Genomic DNA, 22617 nt, shown 5'->3' on the forward strand with positions numbered 1-22617 from the left:
ATTTAATTTTAGCCATCGGACTATCCCCTTTCTATTAGCAAGTCTTTTATTTTTCTAATGAAAGTTAATATCTAAGTGGAACTACTTCCACTCCTTGTACTTATTTAAATTTTGTTACTTTGTTTATAAAATGATAATAACATAGTAATAGATGTTTGTAAAGAGTTATTTTTATATGATAAATATTATTATATTAGAAGATTCTCGGTTTAGATTAAAATATTTCTACTATATTGTAATCTTGTGTATCTAAATTGCGCATTTTAAGTTTATTCAATTGTAAAAATGGATTTTACAATTTTTGTGCGGCAAGCCACTACTTCAGGTGTAGGATGGATAGCACTATATTAAGAGAATGATTCACTTTAATAAAACCTTATGTGGTATAATTATCATAAAAAGATAAATATTTCATAAGAGTGGGGGATATAAAATGAAGCTAAATATACTTCATACCAATGATATTCACAGTAATTACGAGAATTTTTCTTAGATAGTAAGTAAAATAAGCGAATTAAAAGATGAAAATACAATAATATTGGACGCAGGGGATTTTGCGGATTTTAAAAGACTAGAACTTCAGGGAACAGATGGGCTTGCAGCTATAGAGCTATTAGAGTATGTGGGGTATGATGCCATAGCTATAGGTAACAACGAAACCTTTAATGGGTATGACACATTAGTTAATATGGCTACAAAATCAAAGGTTCCATTTTTAAGCTGTAATTTAAATAAGCTTGGAAATACTGAAATTGAAGGTGTAAAAAAAAGTATCATAATACATAAAAATAATTTAAGAATTTTAATTATAGGAACATCACCGAATTTGGGACCATTTAATGGGCTATTAGGTTTTGACATCAAAGACCATTTAGAATCAATAAAAAAAGAAATAATGCTAAATAAAGATAAGTATGATTTGTGTGTTGTGTTATCTCATTCAGGAATTAGTAAGGATAGAGAAATAGCAGAAATAGATGAGGTTAATGTGATAATAGGTGGTCACACTCATTTACTGATGGACAAGCCTGAAATTATTAATAATACTATAATCCATACTTCAGGAGGTTTTGGAGAGCACTTGGGACTTCTAAAAATTGAGATTAATAACTCGAAAGTAGAATTACTAGAGGATAAAAATATTAGAATAGAGGAATGTCCTAACCATGAAAAAATTATTGACATATTAAAAGAAAACAAAGAAAAAGCAATAGTAAGTCTAAGTAAAAATTTATATAATATTGATGTTGATTTATGGCATGATGTAGTTGAGGAAAATCCAATTACTAATTTACTGGCAGATGCACTGGTAGATATTTTTAAAACTGATATTGGGTTAATAAATAGCGGGGTGATAAATGGTGGAATAAGAGTTGGTGGAGTTTCTCGTAAAAAACTTATAGAGATATGTAACTCACCATTAAACCCAACATATTTTGAGTTGCAAGGTAAAGATCTTAAGGAAGCTCTGCAAAATTCCTTAGATAGTGAGTTTTGCTTTATGGATGGTAGGGGACCTGGGTTTAGAGGTAAGTATTTAGGAAGACTTCATGTATCTAATGCACTAAGTGAGCATGATGGAAGAAGAATAAGTAATATTATTATTAATGGCGAAGATCTTTTAGATACGAGATGGTATAGCGTTGCTTCTTCAGATTATCTTCAGAGAGGAACAGGATATGCTTCACTAAAAAACAATAGAAATGTAAGATATAACAGTGAATATTTACGAGATACCTTAAGAGAATACTTATGTAAAAAAGGGTTCATTGAAAGAACTTTTAGAGATAGGTGGATTACTTTAGATGAAGTTTATTTAGTAACTCCTTCAATGGAACATAAAGAATCATATAAGGAAATGATATTAGAATTTGAAAAAGCAGAAGATTCTATATATCCAGGAGCAATAAGACCAAGAGGAATGGATTATAAGGACTGGTTAAAAAATTTAGAAACATATAGAAGTAGTGAAACGTGTCCATCACATTTAGCGCCCTCAGATACATATTTTTTAGTAAATAAATACAACAGAATATTTGGAGCAATTAGTATAAGGCATTGCTTAAATGAAGAACTTCTTAAGTTTGGAGGACATATAGGTTATGGAATTATTCCCTCTGAAAGAAGAAAGGGATATGCAAAGTCAATGTTAAAAATGGCTCTTGAAAATTGCAAAAGCCGGAACATGAAACAAGTTCTTATAACCTGCAATAAAGTTAATATTGCTTCGGCAAAAACTATAATTGCAAATGGTGGAGTTCTTGAAAATGAGCTAATGGAGGAGGATGGAAATCTCGTTCAGAGGTACTGGGTAGAGCTATAAGGTAAAGAAATTGTTGGATACTAAAATTGATACGAAGGAAGGATGAATTAATTGAGTATTTTTGAAGCGGGCATGCTAATTTGCTTTGGACTAGCTTGGCCAGCTAATATTTATAAATCTATAAAATCGCGTTCCACTAAGGGGAAAAGTTCAACATTTTTGATAATAGTAATAGTGGGATATATATTCGGGATTATACACAAAATATTATATAGTAGAGATATAATATTGATATTATATATTATAAATTTACTAATGGTACTCGTGGATCTTATATTGTATTATAGAAATAAAAAGTATGAGGTTTAAAACTTAAAAGAATCTGACAGCTAGTATAACAGTATAAAATATTATACTAAGCCAATTAAAGTTAATATTAGCATATTACACCGCTTTGTATTTAACCTATTATAGTGCTATGTAAATTGCGATTGGCTGGGATTATACGAACAATATAGTAAAAAAAGGCGAATTAGAAACAACATAAATAATAGTAAATGCAATTAAACCCCTACATCAATAAAGATGTGGGGGTTTTTATCACAAGAGTAAGCTTTGCCAGGTATCTATACCTACAATTCCATCCAGCACTAATTTATTATTTTTCTGATATTCCTTAACAAGTCTTACAGTTTCATTTCCATAAACACCATCAATAATGCCTCCGGTTCTCCATTGATTAGATTATAGGTGGGACATAGAGCCTATAATCTAAGTCATCAGTTCGTTTAGATTAATAATTTCGGTATATTCAATTATTTTTAGGATGGCTGGTAGTGCTAAGGGAAGATTAAACCAGTACTGAATTATCTAATATTAATTAATACACATAAAATGAAAATAATGGTATAATATGCTTATGTTATGGTAATGACTATTATAAGAACATACGTTCTTGAAATATGGAAAAAAGGTAGTGCCATGACTATAAATATATCAAAACATGAAAGTGAATTAGCTGTATCATTCGATTATTCACAGGAAAGAATAGCTAAAATCAAAAGTATAAAAGGGCATAAATGGAATGCAAAGGATAAAACATGGATTATACCATTTACAGAAGAAAACCTTGCAATGCTCAAAGAATTATTTAAAAATGAACAAAAAAATATCGATATTGAAAAAAATTCACGAAATAAAGATCTATATAAATTTATGGAAGAGGAAATAAAACTCAAGGGCTATAGTTTTAAAACAAAAAAATCTTATATGTCGCATATAAAAAGATTTTCAAGTTTTATAAATAAAAATTTGGATGAAATAGTAATAGTAAATCAAGATGTAACAAAAATATTAGTTGCTCTAAAAATGAAAAGCATAAAATAATTCTATTTTTGACATACTCCGCTGGTTTGAGAGTTGGAGAAGTTATAAAACTCCAATCTCAAGATATAGATAGCCAAAGAATGCTTATTCATGTTGTACAAGGAAAAGGTAAAAAAGATCGCTACACAGTTTTATCAGAGATTGCACTGGAGCAGCTTAGAAAATATTATAGGATAGATAGGCCTGAAACGTGGCTTTTCCCAGGTCAGAATAGCAAAGAATATATTACAGAAAGAACGGTTCAGAGAATATTTGAAAATGCATGTATTTCAGCAAAAATAACAAAAAAAGCAACTTTGCACACATTAAGACATTCTTTTGCGATCCACTTACTTGAAGGTGGAATAGATCTAAGGTATATACAGGAGCTATTAGGACATTCAAGCTCCAAAACTACAGAAATTTATACTCACGTTACACAAAAGAGCATTAGTAATATACAAAGTCCGCTTGATAAACTAATGAAGAAATAATAAAAGAAGGGTGGTGAAAAATTCAGATAGAGTTGTATTACACGACACCAATGTCGGGAATCTGCCTATATTTTAGGAATAGCCAGACATTGGTGTCGGGGTGACACTAGTTATACGTAATTTTAGATAAACAGAGTGATAGCTTAGAAGTTTTTAGATTTGGTTTTATTAAACGCAAAAGTAAGAAACTGCGAACTAACTATTATTGATACAATGAGAGGTGAATAAAATGAGTGAAAACAATAATATGGTTGTCAAATGGTATTCAGACGATAAGAATTTAGTTGAAATGAAAGAAGGTACACGTAATCCCTTAAAGATATGGGAGGAAGGTGTGGCTTCAAGTTATTTCCTACCAAATGCAAGAATACTTGATGTTGGCTGTGGTATGGGTAGGGAGGCTTTTGCATTATATGACATGGGTTTTACAATAACAGGTGTCGATATATCTGAAAAAGCTATCAAAGAGGCAAAACAATTTGCATTAGAATCCAATCGAAACATCAAGTTTATGCACACAAACGGAACAGATTTGCCATTTGAAGATAATACATTTGATGTCGTCATCATTTGGGCCCAGACCTTTGGAATCATGTATGGTACAAAGCAGCAGTTGTCTGTTCTTCATGAATGCCGACGTGTGTTGAAGGGAAATGGCATAATCAGTTTTTCAGGTCATGACCGAGAGTATTTAGGAAAAAACTATTCTCACATTATAGATGGAAAAAAATTCTTTCCATTTGCAAACTCCGAGATATATTGGGAGATGTTCACCATTGAAGAGTTGACAGATTTGGCACAGAAAGCGGAATTTACCGTATTGGAATGTGAAAGAGGGGAAATTTATCGTCCCGAGGATGGAGTAGTCCTTCACTGTGAGTGCAGAAAATGAGCTAATTATTACGCCATCTTCCTATATCACGGAACAGGAATAAAGATAGGTAGGGTAGACTCAGCTTAAAGTGTAGTGCCTAAACTACGTATAACAAAATACTCCCGTTCGCTGCGCACATTTGCCAGCCTAAGATAGGAGTTATCTAAGGCTGGCAAATGTCGGGAGTAAGGAACGTTAGATGTAATTTTAGATTAACAGAGCGACAGCTTAAAATTTCTTTGTTTTTTCAAGACGTAATTGTAAAATAATGTTAATAGAAGATTGTGAATATCATTGGGGGGATGTGCATGAGTAACAATATAGAAATTGTAAAAAAATTATATTCTGAGGAACCTGCATTAAAGGATATGCGAGATTATACTAATAAAAAATTAAAAATTTGGGAAAATGAAGTAGTTTCTCATTTTTCAGTTAAATCATGGATTCTCGATATAGGTTGTGGCATGGGTAGAGAAGCGTTTTGCTTGTATGATAGGGGATTTCGAATTACTGCTATTGACATTTCTGAAAAGGTTATAGAACCTGCAAAGCAATTTGCTTTAGAAAGCAAACGGGATATTGAATTTTTGTTAACTGATGGATTAGACTTACCTTTTGAAAGTAATACTTTTGATGTTGTAATAATGTGGTCACAGACTTTCGGTCTTTTTTACGAGGAGGAGAATAAAATACATATTTTAAAAGAATGCAGTCGGGTTTTGAAAAGTAATGGAATACTAAGTTTTTCTGGACATGATAAAGAATTTTTGAAAGCAAAATATTCACAATATCTTGATGGTAAGAAGTTCTTTCCCTATGCGGATACAGATTGTTATTGGAAAGCATTTACCACTGATGAAATGATAGATTTGGCTCAAAAGACAGGATTTTCAGTTGTAGAGTGTAAAAGAGGTATAGTTTATAAAGAAGAAGATGGTCCGATACTTCATTGTGTTTGCAGAAAATGAACATATTAAAGTGTTAAGCTAGTTCACTTTAATCTTTTAGTGCAAATTAAATTTAAAGTTAAAAGAATAGACTCAGCTTAAAGTGTAGTGACTAAAACTACATCTAACAAAACATTCAAGTTCGCTTTGGCATAAAAAAGACTGCCAAAGCACATTCCTTCACCAAGCCAGGTCTGGCTGGGTTCAGGAACGTCTTGAATGCGAGACGTTATGTAACATTTAAAGTCTATCTGAAATTATCTTACGTAGTTAGTGATTTTTAGCTATTTCAATATAAATGATAAGCCACATTGGTATTATATTGTGTAACTAATGAATAACTACAAAATATATTTTGTAGTATCAAAGGGAGGTATCAATAATGAAAATAGTTTTTATGGGAACTCCTGATTTTGCAGTTCCCTCATTGAAGAAAATGATAGAGAAATATAATGTAAGTGCGATTGTAACACAACCTGATAAACCAAGTGGAAGAGGAAAAAAGGTAGCAATCTCACCAATCAAAGAGGTCGGACTATCGAATCAAATTCCAATTTTTCAGCCCGAAAAAATAAAAACAGACTCTGTAATTATTGATAAATTAAAAGAAATAAAACCTGATTTTATTATTGTTGTAGCATATGGTCAAATCATAACTAAGCATATACTTGACATACCAAGACTCGGATGTATTAATCTACATGCATCTCTCCTCCCAATGTATAGGGGGTCATCACCAATAAATTGGAGTTTAATAAATGGGGAAATAACAACTGGAAATACAACTATACTAATGGATACTGGTATAGATACGGGTGATATGCTTATGAGAAGTGAGTTTGACATATCTGAATCTATGACAGCAGGAGAATTGTACAAATTATTAAAAATAAACGGTGCTGAACTATTAGAGGAAACAATAAATGGAATTATCACAGGTAAAATTTGTGGGGTAAAACAACAGAGTGATAGAAGTTCTTATGTACAGATGTTAAACAAGCAAATGGCAAAGATTAATTGGAATGACAGTAGTATTAACATACATAATTTAATAAGAGGATTGAGTTCTTGGCCATATAAAAATATAAACTCATGGCCAACTGCTCATACTTATTATAAAGATATTCCAATTAAAATATTTAAATCCAAGTCATTAGAGGCAAATATTATTAAACCACCTGGTTATATCATAGATGCAAATAATGAAGGGATTACAGTCACCACCAATAACGGTATTCTGATTATAGAAATATTACAGTTTCCAGGGGGGAAACCTCTTGAGGTAAAAGAATTTTTAAAAGGAAATAAAATAGAAAAAGGCATTGTATTATCATAATCATAATTGATTAATAGTCTATATAGGACTACAATATTATGATTATTGGTTCGTAATATTCTTATATCGTTAATTAAATTATGAATGGATTATTGGAAATCCCGCGCTCAATAGAGAGCGCAAGGCTTTAAACATCACATAACAAAATGTTGCCGTTCGCCTTGACTGGATAGTCCTTCGAGGCGGGATAAGTTATACATGCAAGTGTATCTTTTAAGTTAAGAAAATTAAAAAAACAGCGCCAAGGCACATTCCTTCACCAAGCCAAGTCTGGCTAGGTTCAGGAACGTCGGCAACACGAAACGTTATCTGATATTTTAAATCTAAGAAAATTTATGTTACGCATCAAATTTTATTATCTTAAAAAGTGAAATTGATGAATTGTAATTGTAGAAAAGCACAAAGTTAGGACTATTTATGTGGATACGGGGGATGTATATGGCTACAAAATGTATAAGTACAAAGCGGGTAATTATAATAAATACTGTTTTTGTTATATTTTCTGCAATTTTTGCGATTATTGTTCATGCGCTTCTGCCTACGTCTGTAGATGTTGCGCAGTTTGATAGTATTTTTGTTAAGTGGTTTGGTTTTCCTGCTGTAGCAGTATTTTATTTCATCCTGCTATTTATACAGTGCGCAATGGTAGTAAGTTATATAGGATTGAAAGCAGATGCGCCTAAAGCCCAAATCGGAATTCGATTTGGGATAGCCTTCACAATGATTTACTTATTCGGAATGCAAGAGGTAGTGGTTGAGGGGTCTCCTTTTTCAAATTGGGGACTCGGGTTTGTTAAGTATCAGCTTATAATGGGAATAGGAGATGGGATACCTGCAATATTGTTATGTTTGGCAATTGCTTATTTTACATTAAGTGACAGTGAGAAAATTAAACCAATTAATAAATTACAAATGACAAAATGCATAAAAACCATTGCTATTATTGCAATTGCTATCTTAATGGAGAGAACAATTGGTTATGAAAGCGGTCTTATAAGCAGTGACAGTGCTACATACTCAGTTCCGTGCTATATGTGGACAGGTTTCTTTGGAATACTGATGGGTTATATTTATGTGATTTTATATCCTTTGTTAGTATTCGAAAAAAAACAGTGTGGTATTGGTATACCATTAAGGTTCGTAGCAACTATTGGTGTGAATTGGATGATTTTTAATAGCTTTATTGGCTTAATAATGAAAGGTGCTATGCCTCAAATGTTATTACGAAGTGGATTAGATGTTGTGGTGTTGTTTTTGGCTTCAGCAGTAGTAGGTAAATATATTATTGGATTAAATGACGCTAAAGAATTATCGTAATGTGAAAATGATCTAATTCACAATCTTCTTTTTAATAAACTACAGGGAAGGAAATTGTGAGAGGGAGAATTCCACGCACGTAGATAGCAAGGGATTTAAAACATCAGATAACAAAATGTTGCCGTCCACCTTGGCTGGTGGACTATTTTTATATAGCAATGTGTAAATTTATTACTTATAATCTATATATAGGTTAGTAATTAATCCCTCGCCAAGGCACATTCCTTCACCAAGCCCGTCGGGCTAAGGTTCAGGAACGTCGGCAACACGAAACGTTAGTGCGCCAAGCAAAGCTTGGCATCTACTTACAAGGTGAAAGTCCTTGTTGAGAAAGGTCTAACCAACCACTCATATCGAGTGTTGCGTTGAAGCTGGTAACAGCAAGACGAAGCGTACACAGAGAACTATATAGGCCACAGGGAGAACCGTAACTCCTGAAGAATATTCAGCCTCATAAACTTAGAATGCAGATGACGACGTGGTTAACGTCACGGAAGTCAATACAGAAGAATCGTAAATGGTGAGATTCTCGAGGGTCTGCTGGGGTCAAAGAACGTGGCATGTATAGAGAGAGATGCCTTGGGAGGAATCCTATAGCTCCTTTAGTACAGGTAGGTCTATCCAATCGAAAAAAGAGGACGACCAATGCGCATAGGAGTTCGGATTAATTCATAGTACTCTGAGAACGGGAGAGCCGTTTACACGGGGAAGGGATTAACAGATATATGCAGCCCGCAAATGAAACATTATCTGGACTGTAGGACTGGAGGAAATAATGCAAACATCACTGCGGGGAATAGCAACAAAAGCAAAACATAATAAAGACTACAAATTTGGTAATCTATATGGACTGTTGAATAAGGATGCATTGTACCAAGCCTGGAAAGACATAAATAAGAAGTCAGCAACAGGTATAGACAAGGAAACTGCTAGAGAGTTTGGAAAGAATTTAGATGGAAATCTAGAAGAATTAGTTGAAGAACTTAAGGGCAAGAAGTACAAAGCAAAGTTAGTAAAAAGAGTGTATATACCAAGGGTAAATGGAAAAACAAGACCATTAGGACTCCCAACATTGAGAGATAAAATAATACAAAAAGCTGTTAGAGACATTACAGATGAATTAAGAGGAAAATACAGATATGTGGTAGAAGCTGATATTAGAAACTTCTTCGGAAATATAGACCATCAATGGTTATTAAAGATGCTAGAATTACGAATAAAAGATAAAGCATTTTTAAGGTTAATAAAGAAGTGGCTCAAAGCAGGAATATTAGATACCGATGGGAAAGTTATAAACCCAATAACTGGATGTCCTCAAGGTTCAACTGTCAGTCCGATACTTGCTAACATCTATTTACATTATGCTTTAGATTTATGGTTTGAGAAAATTGTAAAACCTGCCTGTATAGGAGAAACATATATATGTCGTCTAGCGGATGATTTTATATGTGCATTCAGATATAAAGCAGATGCTAAAAAGTTTTACAAAGTACTAGGAAAAAGGCTTGGTAAGTTCAAATTAGAATTAGCCGAGGAGAAAACTAAGATTATAAGTTTCTCTCGCTTTAGAAAATATGAAAATATAAGCTTTGAATTTCTTGGATTTGAATTTCGCTGGGCAGTATCCAATAAAGGTAAAGATGTAATAAGAAGGAGAACCAGTAGGAGCAAATTAAGAAAATCTATAAAGGCGTTTAGCCTGTGGTGCAAAGAAAACCGTAGTAAAAGAATTAAAAACATAGTGGAAACTCTAAACTCAAAGTACAGGGGATATTTCAACTATTACGGAGTAATAGGAAATAGCAAAGGTATAGGTGAATTTTATAGTTCAACCTTGGAAATATTGTATAAATGGCTGAATCGTAGGAGTCAAAGGAAAAGCTTTAATTGGGATGAGTTTAGTGAAAAGATGGAATGGTATGGTCTAATTAAGCCTAAAGTAGTTGAAAAGACTGATAATCAAATTAGATTTGAAGAATGTTTTGTTTAAGTACGGAAGCGAGTATATTTGAAGAGCCCGGTGCGGTAGTTCCGCACGCCGGGATCTGTGCGGGGGGTATGGAGCAATCCATGTCTCTACCGTGACTACGGAATTTAGAACAAAAGAGTGATTGATCATAATTAATTTCCTTTGATTTGATTGAGAAGTAGTTGTAAAATATTGTGAAGAAAAATCATTTATTATTAATTGAGGTGAAATAATGATTAGAAGAAATAACGCTTCTTCAATTGGAATAATCGGTAATCCAGACGAAGCAACCCTTAAATTCATTGAAGAGAAAACTGGTAAAAAAATTAGAAAGATAGTGAAAAAAGGAAAGACAAAAATAGTAATAGGTAAAGATTTGTTCAAAAAACAATAAAAACAGTTTAAAGATATGAGTATGATTTTTAGCCAACATAATTCATCTTGTAAAAAATTACATATTGAATTATAAATAGATATTTAAAAGGGTGGCGGTTATTATTAAAAAGAAAATTGGATTAACAATTTTATATTTGTTAATGATTTTAACAGGATGTGCAACCCATAATTCAAAGGATAAAAAGTTTGACGTGGCTTTATTAACGCCAAAGGAGGTTATAGAAGGATTTTTTAAATATTATAACCAAAAGAATTTGGAAGGTATGAATACATTAACAACTGAAAAAAATCAATTAAATTGGGAATTTGATAATTTAGAATATATTAAAGTTATCAATATAATTGAAGATACTAATAAAACAAATAAGGAAGTCTATCTACGACAGATGAAAAGGGGTCAGATAATAGATATGGAAAAAGAAAAATCAGAATTAGAAAATGTAACTATTTTTAATGTGGATTTTGTAGTTAAATATAAGAAAGAGGGAATAGGTCCCAGTGATAGTGGGCCGGATAAATTTAGTTATACTTTAATCAGAAAAGACAAAAATTCACCTTGGCTAATAAGTTCTTTTGGACATTAGTATAATCAAACAACATTAAAACAATATGTACTTGCAAACGGATAGTTCGTAATCTTCTTTTAATGCACCGCAATTATTATGTAGTATGAATCATATTCAAGGATAACTGGGGTAGGGCTTGCTCAAAGTGTAGTGGCTAAACTCCGTATAACAAAATGTTGCCGTCCGCCTTGGCTGGTGGACTATTTTTTTATAGTAATGTGTAAAATTATGACTTATAATCTATATATAGGTTAGTAGTTAACCCCTCGCCAAGGCACATTCCCCAGCCCAAGTGCGGTCGCACTAGGGCTGGGAAACGCCGGCAACAAGGTACGTTATACGAAATTTAGAATAAAAGAGTGATTGATCATAAGTTATTTGGTTTGACCTGATTGAGACGTAGTTGTATAAAAAAAGCGAAGAAAGATTATTAATATCATCCCCTATTGGAGGAAATAAAAATGAAAGACTTCTATTCAGATAAATTCATTGAATCACTAAAAAAACATGACATAGATAAATTAAGAACAATTCCAAAATCAGATTTGCACAATCATTTTGTATTAGGTGGAAGTAGAGAGTACATTCAACTTCAAACCGGAATAGAAATTCCTTTTTTTAAAGGAGTTTTATCTACCATGCAAGATATGCATGATTGGAATAACATGTATATTGGCGAAAGATTTAATACTAAAGAAATGCGAAAACTGCTAATTGATGCGACTTTTGTTCAAGCGAAAGAAGATGGAATTAAAATTCTTGAGATTGGCGAGGACGTTTGGGGGTTAGGAGAATTTTTTGAAAATAACATAGAAGAGTTAATTCATGTATTTGAAGATGCTAACCAAAGGATAGCACCAGAAGTTGAATTGCGGTTGCAAATAGGATTATCAAGACATTGTGATGCAAATTACTTATTAAGGTGTTTAGAACCTTTTTGGGGACATAATATTTTTTATTCGATTGATTTGTATGGTGATGAATTCACACAACCAATTGAAAATTTTATCCCGATTTATAAGAAAGCTAAAAATGAAGGATTGAGGCTTAAAGCCCATATTGGAGAGTGGGGAACTGCTGATGATGTGAAAAGAGGAGTTGAATTATTGGAACTTGATGAAGTTCAGCACGGAATTGCTGCGGTCAGTTCAGCAGAGGTGATTCAGTTTTTAATAGATAATCATATTCGGTTAAATATTACACCTACAAGTAATGTCAAACTAGGCAGAGTTCAAGAATTAAAAACACATCCTATTAGGAAACTTTATCGTTACGGAGTTGATGTAACTCTCAATTCTGATGATATACTTATCTTTGATAGCGATATATCTAAGGAATACTTAAGATTGTATGATGCAGAAACATTAACCGCAGACGAGCTTAATGATATAAGACTTAATGGTTTGCGAAGATTATGAACATTATTTCCATTCACATTTATGTCACAATCATCTTATAATGCACCACAATTATTATGTAGTATGAATCATAAGCAATGATAACTGGAGTAGCTTGATCAAAGTGTAGTGGCTAAACTCCGTATAACAAAATGTTGCCGTCCGCCTTGACTGGTGGACTATTTTTATATAGCAATGTGTAAATTTATGGCTTATAATCTATATATAGGTTAATGACACCCCATCGCCAAGGCACATTCCCTAGCACAAGTGCAGTCGCACTAGGACTGCGAAACGCCGGCAACAAGGAACGATATACGGAATTTAGAACAAAAAGTAATTGTTCATAAGTTATTGGGTTTGACCTAATTGAGATGTAGTTGTAGATTATTATGCCATAACAGTTAATTTAAGTGTTTACCAAAACATTATTTTAATTTATTATAACTTTAGAAAAGGAGATAGGAATGGGAAAGGTTATTGTTTTTAGAGGTAAGGCAGGAGTAGGAAAAACCACTATTTCAAATGAGATAGGGAGAATTTTAAATATACCTATAATTAGAAAAGACGATATTTATGATTCAATTGCTAATTATATAGATAACCATGAACTCAGGAATAAAGCCTGTTATAATACTCTTTATAAGATTGTTGAAACTAATATATTAAATAATTTGGATGTAATAGTTGATGCTGGCTTCCATTATTTAGAGCAAGCATTACAATTCAAGACTTGGGTTTTAAATAAAAATGCTATATTTGTGCCTTTATTGTGTATATGTAGTGATGAAAAGATATGGGCTGAAAGATTTGACATGAGAAGACATAATCCTCAACCTAATAACTTAATAACTGATTTTAGAGAATTAAAACTGCATTATAAAGATTTAAAAACTGACTCTTTAAAAAATGAAAAAATATTAGATACTATTTATAGTATTGACAGTCTCGTCGAAAGTGCACTTTTAGAGGTAAAAAAGCATTAGAAAAAATAACAAGCATAAGCCACACTTTTCTTATGTTACACCAGGATTATTATGTAGTATAAATCATATTCAAGGATATGTCTTGCTCAAATTCTACTGGCTAAACTCCGTATAACAAAATGTTGCCGTTCGCCTTGGCTGGTGGACCAATTTTATATAGTACTATGTAAATTTATGACTTATAATCTATATATAGGCTAGTTGCTTTCCCAACGCCAAGGCACATTTCCCAGCCTAAGTGCGGTCGCACTAAGGCTGGGAAACGCCGGCAACACGAAACGTTATGTGACATTTCAGGTATATGAAAGATTAAAGTACACAAGTAATGATTTTTAGCAATGTAAATCTTAAGATTACTCCACCATGGTATTATTAAACAAGATAGAGAGGATGATAGCTAAATGATTTATGAACTTAATGAAAATGAATATTATAAAATAAGACCTTTGATAAATGGGAGAACAGATATGAATGTCTCATTAAATGCAATTGTTGATGGAACTAATCGAGGGAAAGTATGGGTTGATAATTTGCATAAGCCTGAAACCGCAATTGTGTGGGCTATAGGGTGCATATATTTCATCATTGGTGATTCAGATAACGAAGACTTTAATAATTCTTTAGATAGCTATATAACAGATGTACTTGGACCAGATAGTTTAGCTACTTGTGGTGGAACTCATTTTGGAGTTACTCTTTATGAAGACAAGTGGGAATGTAAACTTGATAGTATTTTTAAGCATAGAAATCCATACATAGAAAATAAATATTGTTATATTTTTAATGAAGAAAAGTATAACAATCTAAGAAATTTACAAAATCGGTTGCCAGAAGGATATACAATAAAAAGTATTGATAAAGCCATGATTGACAATGATGTAGAAAACTTAATTGTAGATGATATTTTAGGCGATTTTTGGACTTCTGTTGATGAATTTTTGGACAAGGGTATTGGCTTTTGCATCCTAAAAGGCAATAAGATTATTAGTAACTGTTTTACTGGATATGTGAGTGGAAATATTCATGAAATGGTTATTAGAACTTATGGAGAAGAGAATAAAAGAAAAGGATTTGCCACTTTTGTATCTAGAGCATTTATAGATTATTGTACTTCAAATAGAAGTATGCCATATTGGGGAACTGATGAAGATAATATGGGCTCCCAGCTAACTGCAGAAAAATGTGGATTTGAGCTTTATAAAAAGTGTAAAACATATTATTTTCCTTTTTTGCTCCAATAGAAATAAGCTTTATGATTTCAGTATAAGTTTCCTATGTAATAAATATTAAACAAATATTTATTGTTGTTTTTATATAGTGAAATAAATAATGAAGAAATTAGTTGAAGGAGCACGCCTAATGGAGAGCGTAAGAGCTGAAACATCACATAACAAAATACTCCCGTTCGCTACGCACATTTTCCAGCCTAAGATAGGAGCTATCTAAGGCTGGAAAACGTCGGGAGTAAGAACCGTTATGTGACATTTCAGGTCTAACTGAAATTTTCTTACGTAGTTAGTGATTTTTAGCTATTCAAATATAAAAGATAATTCACATTGATATTTTTATGCAAAGTAAGTTTAAGTTATATTTTATGGGGAGGAGTCCATTATGACTGATTTAGAAAAGAATAACGATAGAAAAAACATTAATAAAAACAAAAATACCTCTAAAAAAGGGAAATACCTTGCTACGGGTACTGCTTTAGGTATTATATTTGGAGTAGCATTACATAATCTGGCTATTGGTCTTACTTTAGGGGTTGCTATTGGAGCATCAATGGATAAGAAAATAGTGAACAAAAATAAGAAATAGCAATAAAGTTAATAAGTATAATCTGTAACTATAGTTAATTCATACTTTTCTTATATATTGAAGTAGATAATGAATAGATTAGTGGAAATCGCACGTACCATAGAGAATGCAAGACCAGAAACTTCACATAACAAAATGTTGCCGTTCGCCTTGGCTGAAAACTCCTTTAAGGGGGACAAGCTATACAGGGAAGTATATGTTTTAGTCTAAGAAAATCAAAAAAACGCCAAGGCACATTCCCTCGTCAATCCCATCGGGCTAAGGCTCAGGAATGTCGGCAACACGAAACGTTGAACTAAACCGCTGTCTAGTGGTGGCGAGGTCTTGACTAAAGCCAGAATTTAGATGAAAAATGAAAATTAATATAAAGTTTAGTAACTCCTTTGTATGTTTTGGCAATAATGCTAGATAAAACATATAAAGGAGTGATTTTATGTCTGTATTAAAAGATAATATGATTATGGATTTACAGTTGAAGGGGTTTAGTGAGCAAACACAAAAGGCGTATATATCTCACGTGAAAACTTATGCAAAGTATTTTGGACAATCTCCAGAAAAACTTGGAACAAATGAGATTAAACAATATTTACACTATCTAATTATGGAGAGAAAATTAAGTAAATCTTATATTAATACTACGTATAGTGCTTTAAAATTTTTTTATACTGTTACTCTCGATAGAGAGTGGGAAATGAAACAAATTCCTAGAGTAAAAAGAGAGAAAAAGCTACCTACAGTACTGTCAAAAATTGAAGTCAAGAAATTATTTGATGTAACAACTAATTTAAAACATAAAGCTATTTTAATGACAGTCTATGGTGGTGGATTGAGGGTTAGTGAAGTCGCAAATCTTAAACCAGGTGATATTGATAGTGCAAACATGCAAATCCATATTCGATTAGGAAAAGGAAATAAGGATAGGTATACAATTCTATCCAAAGTTAATCTAAGGATACTACGAGAATATTGGAAGTTATATAGACCTGAAATTTGGTTATTTCCAAGTGTCAATCCTGTAAATCACTTAAGCACCCGGACAATTGAAAGAATATTCGAACAATAAAAACAGAAAACAGGAATAAAAAAGGATGCCTCAATTCATACACTTCGCCACAGCTTTGCTACTCATATGCTTGAGTCAGGAGTTGATATTAACTATATTCAGCTTCTTTTGGGACATACTAGTCCAAAAACTACTTGTATTTATATTCATTTAGCTAGAAAGGATGCCATAAATTTCAAAAGCCCACTAGATACTCTCGGAGATGATAACAATGATTGAAGTTGCTGATATCTTCAAAGAATATGGTGAAGCTTACAGAAATAAATACAAACTCCCTCTGCAGCATTTAAAAGTTATGAGTGCAATTGAAGATTGTCGCACTGCAAAACTAGGAGGACATATTGATGTATGTGATAAATGTAGGCATATAAAAATATCCTATAATTCTTGTAGAAACAGGCACTGCCCTAAATGCCAGAATCTCTCAAAAGAACGCTGGCTAGATGCTAGAATGAAAGATTTAATGCCGATTCAATATTTTCACATAGTTTTCACTATTCCTAATGAACTTAATGCGTTAGCACTTCAGAATAAAAAACTTATATATTCAATATTGTTAAGAGCAAGTTCAGAAACTCTTATCGAACTTTCAAGAGATCCTAAGCACCTAGGTGCTGAAATAGGGTTTATATCCTTGTTACATACCTGGGGCCAGAATTTAATGGATCACCCTCATGTTCATTGTATAGTCACAGGAGGTGGTTTATCCTTAGATTCTTCTAAGTGGATATCATGTAGAGAAGATTTTTTAATTCACGTTAAGGTTCTTTCACGAGTATTTAGGGGGAAGTTCTTAGACTACTTGAAAAAATCATACTATTCTAATAAACTAAATTTTAGTGGTCAAATTAGCACATTAGGAAGTAGACAGGAATTTAAAATCCTTATAGATAAACTTTATAAAACAGAATGGGTAGTTTATAGCAAGCCTTCATTTAAAAGTCCCGAACATGTGCTAAAATATCTAGGAAATTATACTCATAGAGTAGCAATATCCAACAGTAGAATAACTGATTTGAAAGATGACAAAGTTACATTTAAGTGGAGAGACTACAAAGATGATAATAAACCTAAATTAATGACATTAGATGCTTTTGAATTTATTAGAAGATTTTTATTTCATGTTCTACCTAATGGCTTTGTTAAAATACGGCACTATGGAATTTTAAGCAATAGAAATAGGAAAACTAAGTTAGCAAAGTGTAAAAAATTTCTTGGGTTACCTGCTCAAAATAAACTAAAGTCTAAAGTTAAAGAAACTTGGCAGGAACTACTCCTTAGGATCAGTCAAGTTGATACTAGAATATGTCCTTCCTGTGGAAAATGACATATGGTACTAAAGGAAACTATATTTCCACATTCATGCTCTCCACCAAATAAAAAAGCAATTACAGCTTAATTTTAAAAAATTGTAAATATACTAAGGGATAAGTGGGTCCTTTTTTAAGAATAACTGTTAAAATAGAGGTTGTTATGCTAAAATATAGTAAATGTCTTTTGTAGTTTATTGATTTTGTATTTGTTTATTTATATATAATGGTTAGAAATTAAGAATATTTGATTGCTTTAGTGGGCAAAGGGTCGATTTTTTTCGGTCAGAAAGTAAGTATTTGTCTGTTTTATGGTACGCATTAAAAAAAGATGAAAAACATATAAGGGGGAAATAGAATGAGGTACATTGAAGATAGAGATTTTAAGTATAATGATATCCTTGTTAAGCATTTAAGAGCTTACAATTATAAGCATACTGGTGATAGAGAGGTCTCAATAGAGTATTATTATGCAATTGACGGTGATAAGCTTGTTGGGGCTATATATATTAATCTATTTTGGGATTGGGTAAGTATAGGTAATATATTCTATGAAGATGTTGAAGTTTTAAAGAAACTTATTTCGGAAATATGGCTTCACTATAGTAATCGAGCTGTTGGAATAAATTTAATTACAGAAATTGAATCTTGTGCAAAGGAATTTCAGATGTTAGGATTTGAGCTGATAGGAGTGATGGAAGGTACTCCTAAGACTAAAAGAAGTTTTCATCTAAAGACTCTCGATTTCACTGTAGAAAATAATGCTAAATTAGAAGTTGTTATAACCACTGAGAAAGTTGTTGAATATGATTTAACTCTTCATAATCAGATGGAGAAGATTAATAAAGAAAATGACATTCAGGATGTAGAAGAAAAGAATATTATGTTTGTGGCATTAGATAATAATATTTTTGCTGGAGGAATTCAGGCAAGCATAACTGAAGATTCTATGTACATTACTCGACTTGTTGTGAGTGAAGAGTATAGAGGCAAGCAAATCGGTACAAATCTTATGAATATCATTGAGGATAAAGCAAGATTGCTTGGTATTTATAGCATTAGTACAGGCACTGTAGAATTTCAGGCAAGAGGATTTTATGAGAAACAAGGCTTCAGAGTAGTTATGATTAAAGAAAATGGTCCAAGGGGCTTCGATTCATATAAAATGACAAAAAGAATAAAGGCATTATAATGTAGTGTATCGGCTACTGCCGTTAATGACTGCGTATAACAAAAGATTAGAGTTCGCTGCTGAAGAGTGGCTCTGAAGCAGGTCATCACAGCACATTCAAGAGCCTAAGCTAGGAGCTAGCTAAGGCTCTTAAATGTCTCTATCAGAGACGTTAGTGGAAATGGCATATTAATTAAAGTTTTATTTTCGCACTAATTTATTAATTAATAGTGGATTTTAAAAAAATAATCAGTAAGGTTAAATTATATAATATGTAGATAAATAATGAATTTAAAGGGGAGAAATTATGATTCAAAGTAAGATTAATTTAAGAAGAGCTGATTTATTAGACGCAAAAAAATTTGCATATATTAAGGCAGAAGCTTATGCAGACGACCGATTAAAATGCAAGCCAGATGAGGATAATATACCAGATTGGTATAATGGCGAATGGTACCAGGGTTTAGCAATAATTGATGAAACTGAAGCAACAAGATTAATCGAAAATTATTATTGCTACATGATTTTGTTGGAAGAGACTCCAATAGGAATCTTTTGGCTACATCATGAAACAGAGGATTCTTTAGCGTTAGAAGATTTTTGTATTTTACCAGTATATCAAGGGAAAGGATATGGGACTAAAGTATTAAAACTAATTGAAAAGCTTTATCCCAATAACAAGATTTGGACGTTGGGAACACCATATTTCTGTACACGAAATAGGCATTTATATGAAAAAGTTGGGTATCAATATGTGGGAACTTCTTCAAATAATACAGTTATTCTTTATAAAAAGTGTAATTAACGATAAATTCCAATTTATCGTTAAGTTAATTCACAATTTCTTATATAACGAACAAAACCAAAAAGAGCTGAGGTGTATAGTCAACGAATAAAATGTAGTACAAATATGCCACTTCCACTAACAACACCTTGCCGATTTCGCTATCTCTCCATCCAAATGCCCCAGCTAACCTAGTCGGAGTTTAAGAAAGCAACATAAGAGTTATGTAAGCTTTCTTAAACTCCTGTAACGCTGGGGCACTTCGGCAAGCCAGACGTTATATGTAATTTTGTATAAACAGAGTGACAGCTCAAAAGTTTTAAAATTATTTTCTTGAAATACAATTGTAAATTTTAGCGACACAACTTCGAAGTAAGTAGCAGAGATTATTGTACATTGGTAGAAATATTGGAATTGGGATCGTTTTTAGGGATTTAAAAGGAATGTTATACATAAGAAGCTTATTAATCAATAACAAATAAAGATTTTAGGGAGGTTATCAGATGGGAATTTATTTTATCTTAGTAATACTTTGCTTAATATTGACAGGGTCACTTTTCCTAAGTTGGACACCTGCTATTAAGTTCAAAAATAGTGTTAGGGTATATGAGCAAGTTTCAATAAACGGCGCTAAACATCAACTCATGATACGAGGTGTAGATAAGAATAACCCTATTTTAGTTTTTGTACATGGTGGGCCAGGGTGTTCGGAAATTCCATATGTAAGAAAATATCAAGATATTTTGGAGCAGAAATTCACCATAGTTCACTACGACCAACGTGGAACTGGCAAATCATATCATTTTTTTAAGGACTACTCAAATTTATCTCCAGAATTACTCACAGATGACTTAATAGCACTAACTAGATATATTCGTAAAAGATTTGGAAAGGATAAGGTGCTGTTAGCTGGTCATTCCTTTGGATCTTATATTGGAATGGTGGCTGCTGCAAAAGCACCAGAAAATTATATTGCCTACATCGGAATTGGACAAGTATCAAATTTTAATGAAAGTGAAACAGATTCTTTAAATTATTGTATTGAAGAGGCAAACAAAGCAGGAAATAAAGACGATATTGCAAACCTTGAAAAAATAAGAAGCCAAGTTGAAAAGGGAGATACTTTCGTTCCACGTAAGTACATAGGAAAATATGGTGGTGGCTCACGCCTTATTGATGAGGATGGCCTTTATACCAAAGGCTATCTTACGAATCGGGAATACAATTTACTTGACATAGGTCGTCTTAATCTAGGCGTAAAAAAAAGTGTGGTTATGATTGATGATTTACTTCAGAATCCTTTGCCAAGTCTTGTTAAAAAACTTGAAATACCATGTTACTTCCATATGGGACAGTATGATTATAAGGCTTCAGCAAAAGCCGCAAAGAATTATTTTGACTCTATTACATCACCTGAAAAAGAATTTATACTATATTCGGAATCAGCGCATTATCCACAATTTGAAGAAAAAGAAAAATTTGCTGAGTGGCTTATTAAGAAATTCTCAAACTAACATATCTTACAAATAATGAGGACTTTCGGGTTAGGTAAAGCTTTAAAGTGTAGTAGCAAAAACTACATATAACAAAATACTCCAGTTCGCTTTGCATGAAAAGACTGCAAAGTACACCTGCGCCCCTAAGCGACGTCGCGCTAAGGGGCTCGGCGTCTGGAGTACGAAACGTTGTGCGCCGCGTTACGCCATAAGTTCTGAGCTAGTAACTCAGACAAACGCGTCAGCTAATTTTAGCTGAACTATCCTGCTGAGTTCAGAGGTGAAATCCCTCTGACATACAGAGTTAATATCTTATCCTTTACTAAAAGGTAGATAGTATGAACATTAATACTTCCCTGTGCTTCTACAGCTGTCATTGTATTTGGTATAAAGCGGGATGAAGTCGTAGCCTGATGACCTAAACCTTTTGGCATGGTCTATATGGAGCGGATGTCCGAAAGGCATGGTGAAGGAAACTGAATCTGTGGTTGAAGCTTCGTTACGCACTGCCAGTGAAAGCTGGAGTTCTAGAAAAACTGTATATGCTACTAACGTTTTAGCATACACTCTTAGATTTTAAATAATCTAAGAAGATATCTTATAACTGTAGCTCAAAAGATATCTACGTTTTCTCGGAGTATAGCAGGCACCTAAACCTTACATAAAAGGATAAGCAGGATGGAACACGGGAGAGCGTATAATTGGAGTTTGACAGAATGATGAATTTTATGCGAAGTCTGAGGTATCGTAGTAGTCCGAGCTTGGGAAAGCCAAGTACATGGCGAAGGAGACCAGACAGGTAAATATGAAATAAATTTCCATTGAAGTTTAGAGTCTTTGAAATATAAGTAGTGTACCGTAGGTAACCCTATGCATTTAAAACACAACTTCAAGAGCGAAGCTGAACTTAAAGATAAACTTGATTTTATATATCTTAAAAGTTCTGAGGGTAAGTCATTCCATGGGATTATAGAGGTTGCTTTTAATGAAGTAACTATTATTACCGCAATTCATAATATAAAATCCAATAAAGGTTCTAAATGGTAAAATGCGTCCACTCGGAATTCC

General features: G+C 32.7%; 22 protein-coding genes and 1 pseudogene. 22 read left to right on the top strand and 1 reads right to left on the bottom strand.

Features of this window, described 5'->3' with window-relative positions:
* The first annotated feature begins 532 nt into the window (after positions 1–532).
* Both G9F72_RS05830 and G9F72_RS05835 read left to right on the top strand, forming a co-directional pair.
* Positions 533–2323 carry a GNAT family N-acetyltransferase gene (locus G9F72_RS05830; protein WP_411955950.1) on the top strand — a complete coding sequence of 597 codons (1791 nt, stop codon included), beginning with the start codon at positions 533–535 and terminating at the stop codon, positions 2321–2323.
* A gap of 51 nt (positions 2324–2374) precedes the next feature.
* On the top strand, positions 2375–2632 hold the full coding sequence (locus G9F72_RS05835) for a hypothetical protein (RefSeq protein WP_164958870.1): 258 nt from the start codon (positions 2375–2377) through the stop codon (positions 2630–2632).
* Positions 2633–2863: 231 nt separating this feature from the next.
* Here G9F72_RS05835 and G9F72_RS05840 read toward each other — a convergent pair whose 3' ends face one another.
* The gene (locus tag G9F72_RS05840) at positions 2864–2983 is read right to left on the bottom strand and encodes a peptidoglycan-binding domain-containing protein (RefSeq protein ID WP_164958883.1); all 120 of its coding nucleotides are present in this window, start codon (positions 2981–2983) and stop codon (positions 2864–2866) included.
* 204 nt (positions 2984–3187) lie between these two features.
* On the opposite strand from G9F72_RS05840, the gene G9F72_RS05845 reads away from it, so the two are divergent.
* The 20 genes and pseudogenes from G9F72_RS05845 (at position 3188) to G9F72_RS05940 (ending at position 22596) form a co-directional block, all read left to right on the top strand.
* Positions 3188–3649, top strand: a complete 462-nt coding sequence (locus G9F72_RS05845; protein WP_224675983.1) for a hypothetical protein — start codon at positions 3188–3190, stop codon at positions 3647–3649.
* Positions 3650–3675: 26 nt separating this feature from the next.
* Entirely contained in the window at positions 3676–4122 is a 447-nt protein-coding gene (locus G9F72_RS05850; protein WP_318010940.1) for a tyrosine-type recombinase/integrase, read from the top strand.
* A 229-nt stretch (positions 4123–4351) separates the two neighbouring features.
* Entirely contained in the window at positions 4352–5014 is a 663-nt protein-coding gene (locus G9F72_RS05855) for a class I SAM-dependent methyltransferase (RefSeq protein ID WP_164958872.1), read from the top strand.
* A 290-nt stretch (positions 5015–5304) separates the two neighbouring features.
* Entirely contained in the window at positions 5305–5964 is a 660-nt protein-coding gene (locus G9F72_RS05860; protein WP_164958873.1) for a class I SAM-dependent methyltransferase, read from the top strand.
* Positions 5965–6325: 361 nt separating this feature from the next.
* Positions 6326–7279 (top strand): methionyl-tRNA formyltransferase, encoded by a 954-nt coding sequence (gene fmt / locus G9F72_RS05865; RefSeq protein ID WP_164958874.1) that lies wholly within the window; start codon positions 6326–6328, stop codon positions 7277–7279.
* 438 nt (positions 7280–7717) lie between these two features.
* On the top strand, positions 7718–8596 hold the full coding sequence (locus G9F72_RS05870; protein ID WP_164958875.1) for a hypothetical protein: 879 nt from the start codon (positions 7718–7720) through the stop codon (positions 8594–8596).
* A gap of 775 nt (positions 8597–9371) precedes the next feature.
* Positions 9372–10586, top strand: coding sequence for a reverse transcriptase domain-containing protein (locus G9F72_RS05875; RefSeq protein WP_224675984.1), 1215 nt, complete (start codon positions 9372–9374; stop codon positions 10584–10586).
* Positions 10587–10797: 211 nt separating this feature from the next.
* Positions 10798–10959 (top strand): hypothetical protein, encoded by a 162-nt coding sequence (locus tag G9F72_RS05880; RefSeq protein WP_164960091.1) that lies wholly within the window; start codon positions 10798–10800, stop codon positions 10957–10959.
* A 142-nt stretch (positions 10960–11101) separates the two neighbouring features.
* Entirely contained in the window at positions 11102–11545 is a 444-nt protein-coding gene (locus G9F72_RS05885; protein ID WP_224675985.1) for a DUF4829 domain-containing protein, read from the top strand.
* Between the two features lie 443 nt (positions 11546–11988).
* The gene (locus G9F72_RS05890) at positions 11989–12945 is read left to right on the top strand and encodes an adenosine deaminase (protein WP_164960089.1); all 957 of its coding nucleotides are present in this window, start codon (positions 11989–11991) and stop codon (positions 12943–12945) included.
* Positions 12946–13391: 446 nt separating this feature from the next.
* Positions 13392–13910: an AAA family ATPase gene (locus G9F72_RS05895; protein WP_164960088.1), complete on the top strand. Its 519-nt coding sequence runs from the start codon at positions 13392–13394 to the stop codon at positions 13908–13910.
* A gap of 401 nt (positions 13911–14311) precedes the next feature.
* Entirely contained in the window at positions 14312–15151 is an 840-nt protein-coding gene (locus G9F72_RS05900) for a GNAT family N-acetyltransferase (RefSeq protein ID WP_164960087.1), read from the top strand.
* Between the two features lie 370 nt (positions 15152–15521).
* Positions 15522–15725 carry a hypothetical protein gene (locus G9F72_RS05905; protein ID WP_164960078.1) on the top strand — a complete coding sequence of 68 codons (204 nt, stop codon included), beginning with the start codon at positions 15522–15524 and terminating at the stop codon, positions 15723–15725.
* A 460-nt stretch (positions 15726–16185) separates the two neighbouring features.
* A pseudogene (locus G9F72_RS05910) lies at positions 16186–17007 on the top strand (tyrosine-type recombinase/integrase).
* Positions 16991–18115 carry an IS91 family transposase gene (locus G9F72_RS05915; protein ID WP_224675986.1) on the top strand — a complete coding sequence of 375 codons (1125 nt, stop codon included), beginning with the start codon at positions 16991–16993 and terminating at the stop codon, positions 18113–18115. The pseudogene G9F72_RS05910 and the gene G9F72_RS05915 overlap by 17 nt, the downstream one beginning before the upstream one ends.
* 341 nt (positions 18116–18456) lie before the next feature.
* Entirely contained in the window at positions 18457–19290 is an 834-nt protein-coding gene (locus G9F72_RS05920) for a GNAT family N-acetyltransferase (RefSeq protein WP_164960085.1), read from the top strand.
* Positions 19291–19576: 286 nt separating this feature from the next.
* The gene (locus G9F72_RS05925) at positions 19577–20074 is read left to right on the top strand and encodes a GNAT family N-acetyltransferase (protein ID WP_164960084.1); all 498 of its coding nucleotides are present in this window, start codon (positions 19577–19579) and stop codon (positions 20072–20074) included.
* A 482-nt stretch (positions 20075–20556) separates the two neighbouring features.
* Positions 20557–21567 carry an alpha/beta hydrolase gene (locus G9F72_RS05930; protein WP_164960083.1) on the top strand — a complete coding sequence of 337 codons (1011 nt, stop codon included), beginning with the start codon at positions 20557–20559 and terminating at the stop codon, positions 21565–21567.
* 409 nt (positions 21568–21976) lie between these two features.
* Positions 21977–22129 (top strand): hypothetical protein, encoded by a 153-nt coding sequence (locus G9F72_RS05935; RefSeq protein ID WP_224675987.1) that lies wholly within the window; start codon positions 21977–21979, stop codon positions 22127–22129.
* Positions 22130–22419: 290 nt separating this feature from the next.
* Positions 22420–22596, top strand: a complete 177-nt coding sequence (locus tag G9F72_RS05940; protein WP_224675988.1) for a hypothetical protein — start codon at positions 22420–22422, stop codon at positions 22594–22596.
* Positions 22597–22617 lie beyond the last annotated feature (21 nt).

Source organism: Clostridium estertheticum (assembly GCF_011065935.2).
Taxonomy (GTDB): domain Bacteria; phylum Bacillota; class Clostridia; order Clostridiales; family Clostridiaceae; genus Clostridium_AD; species Clostridium_AD estertheticum_A.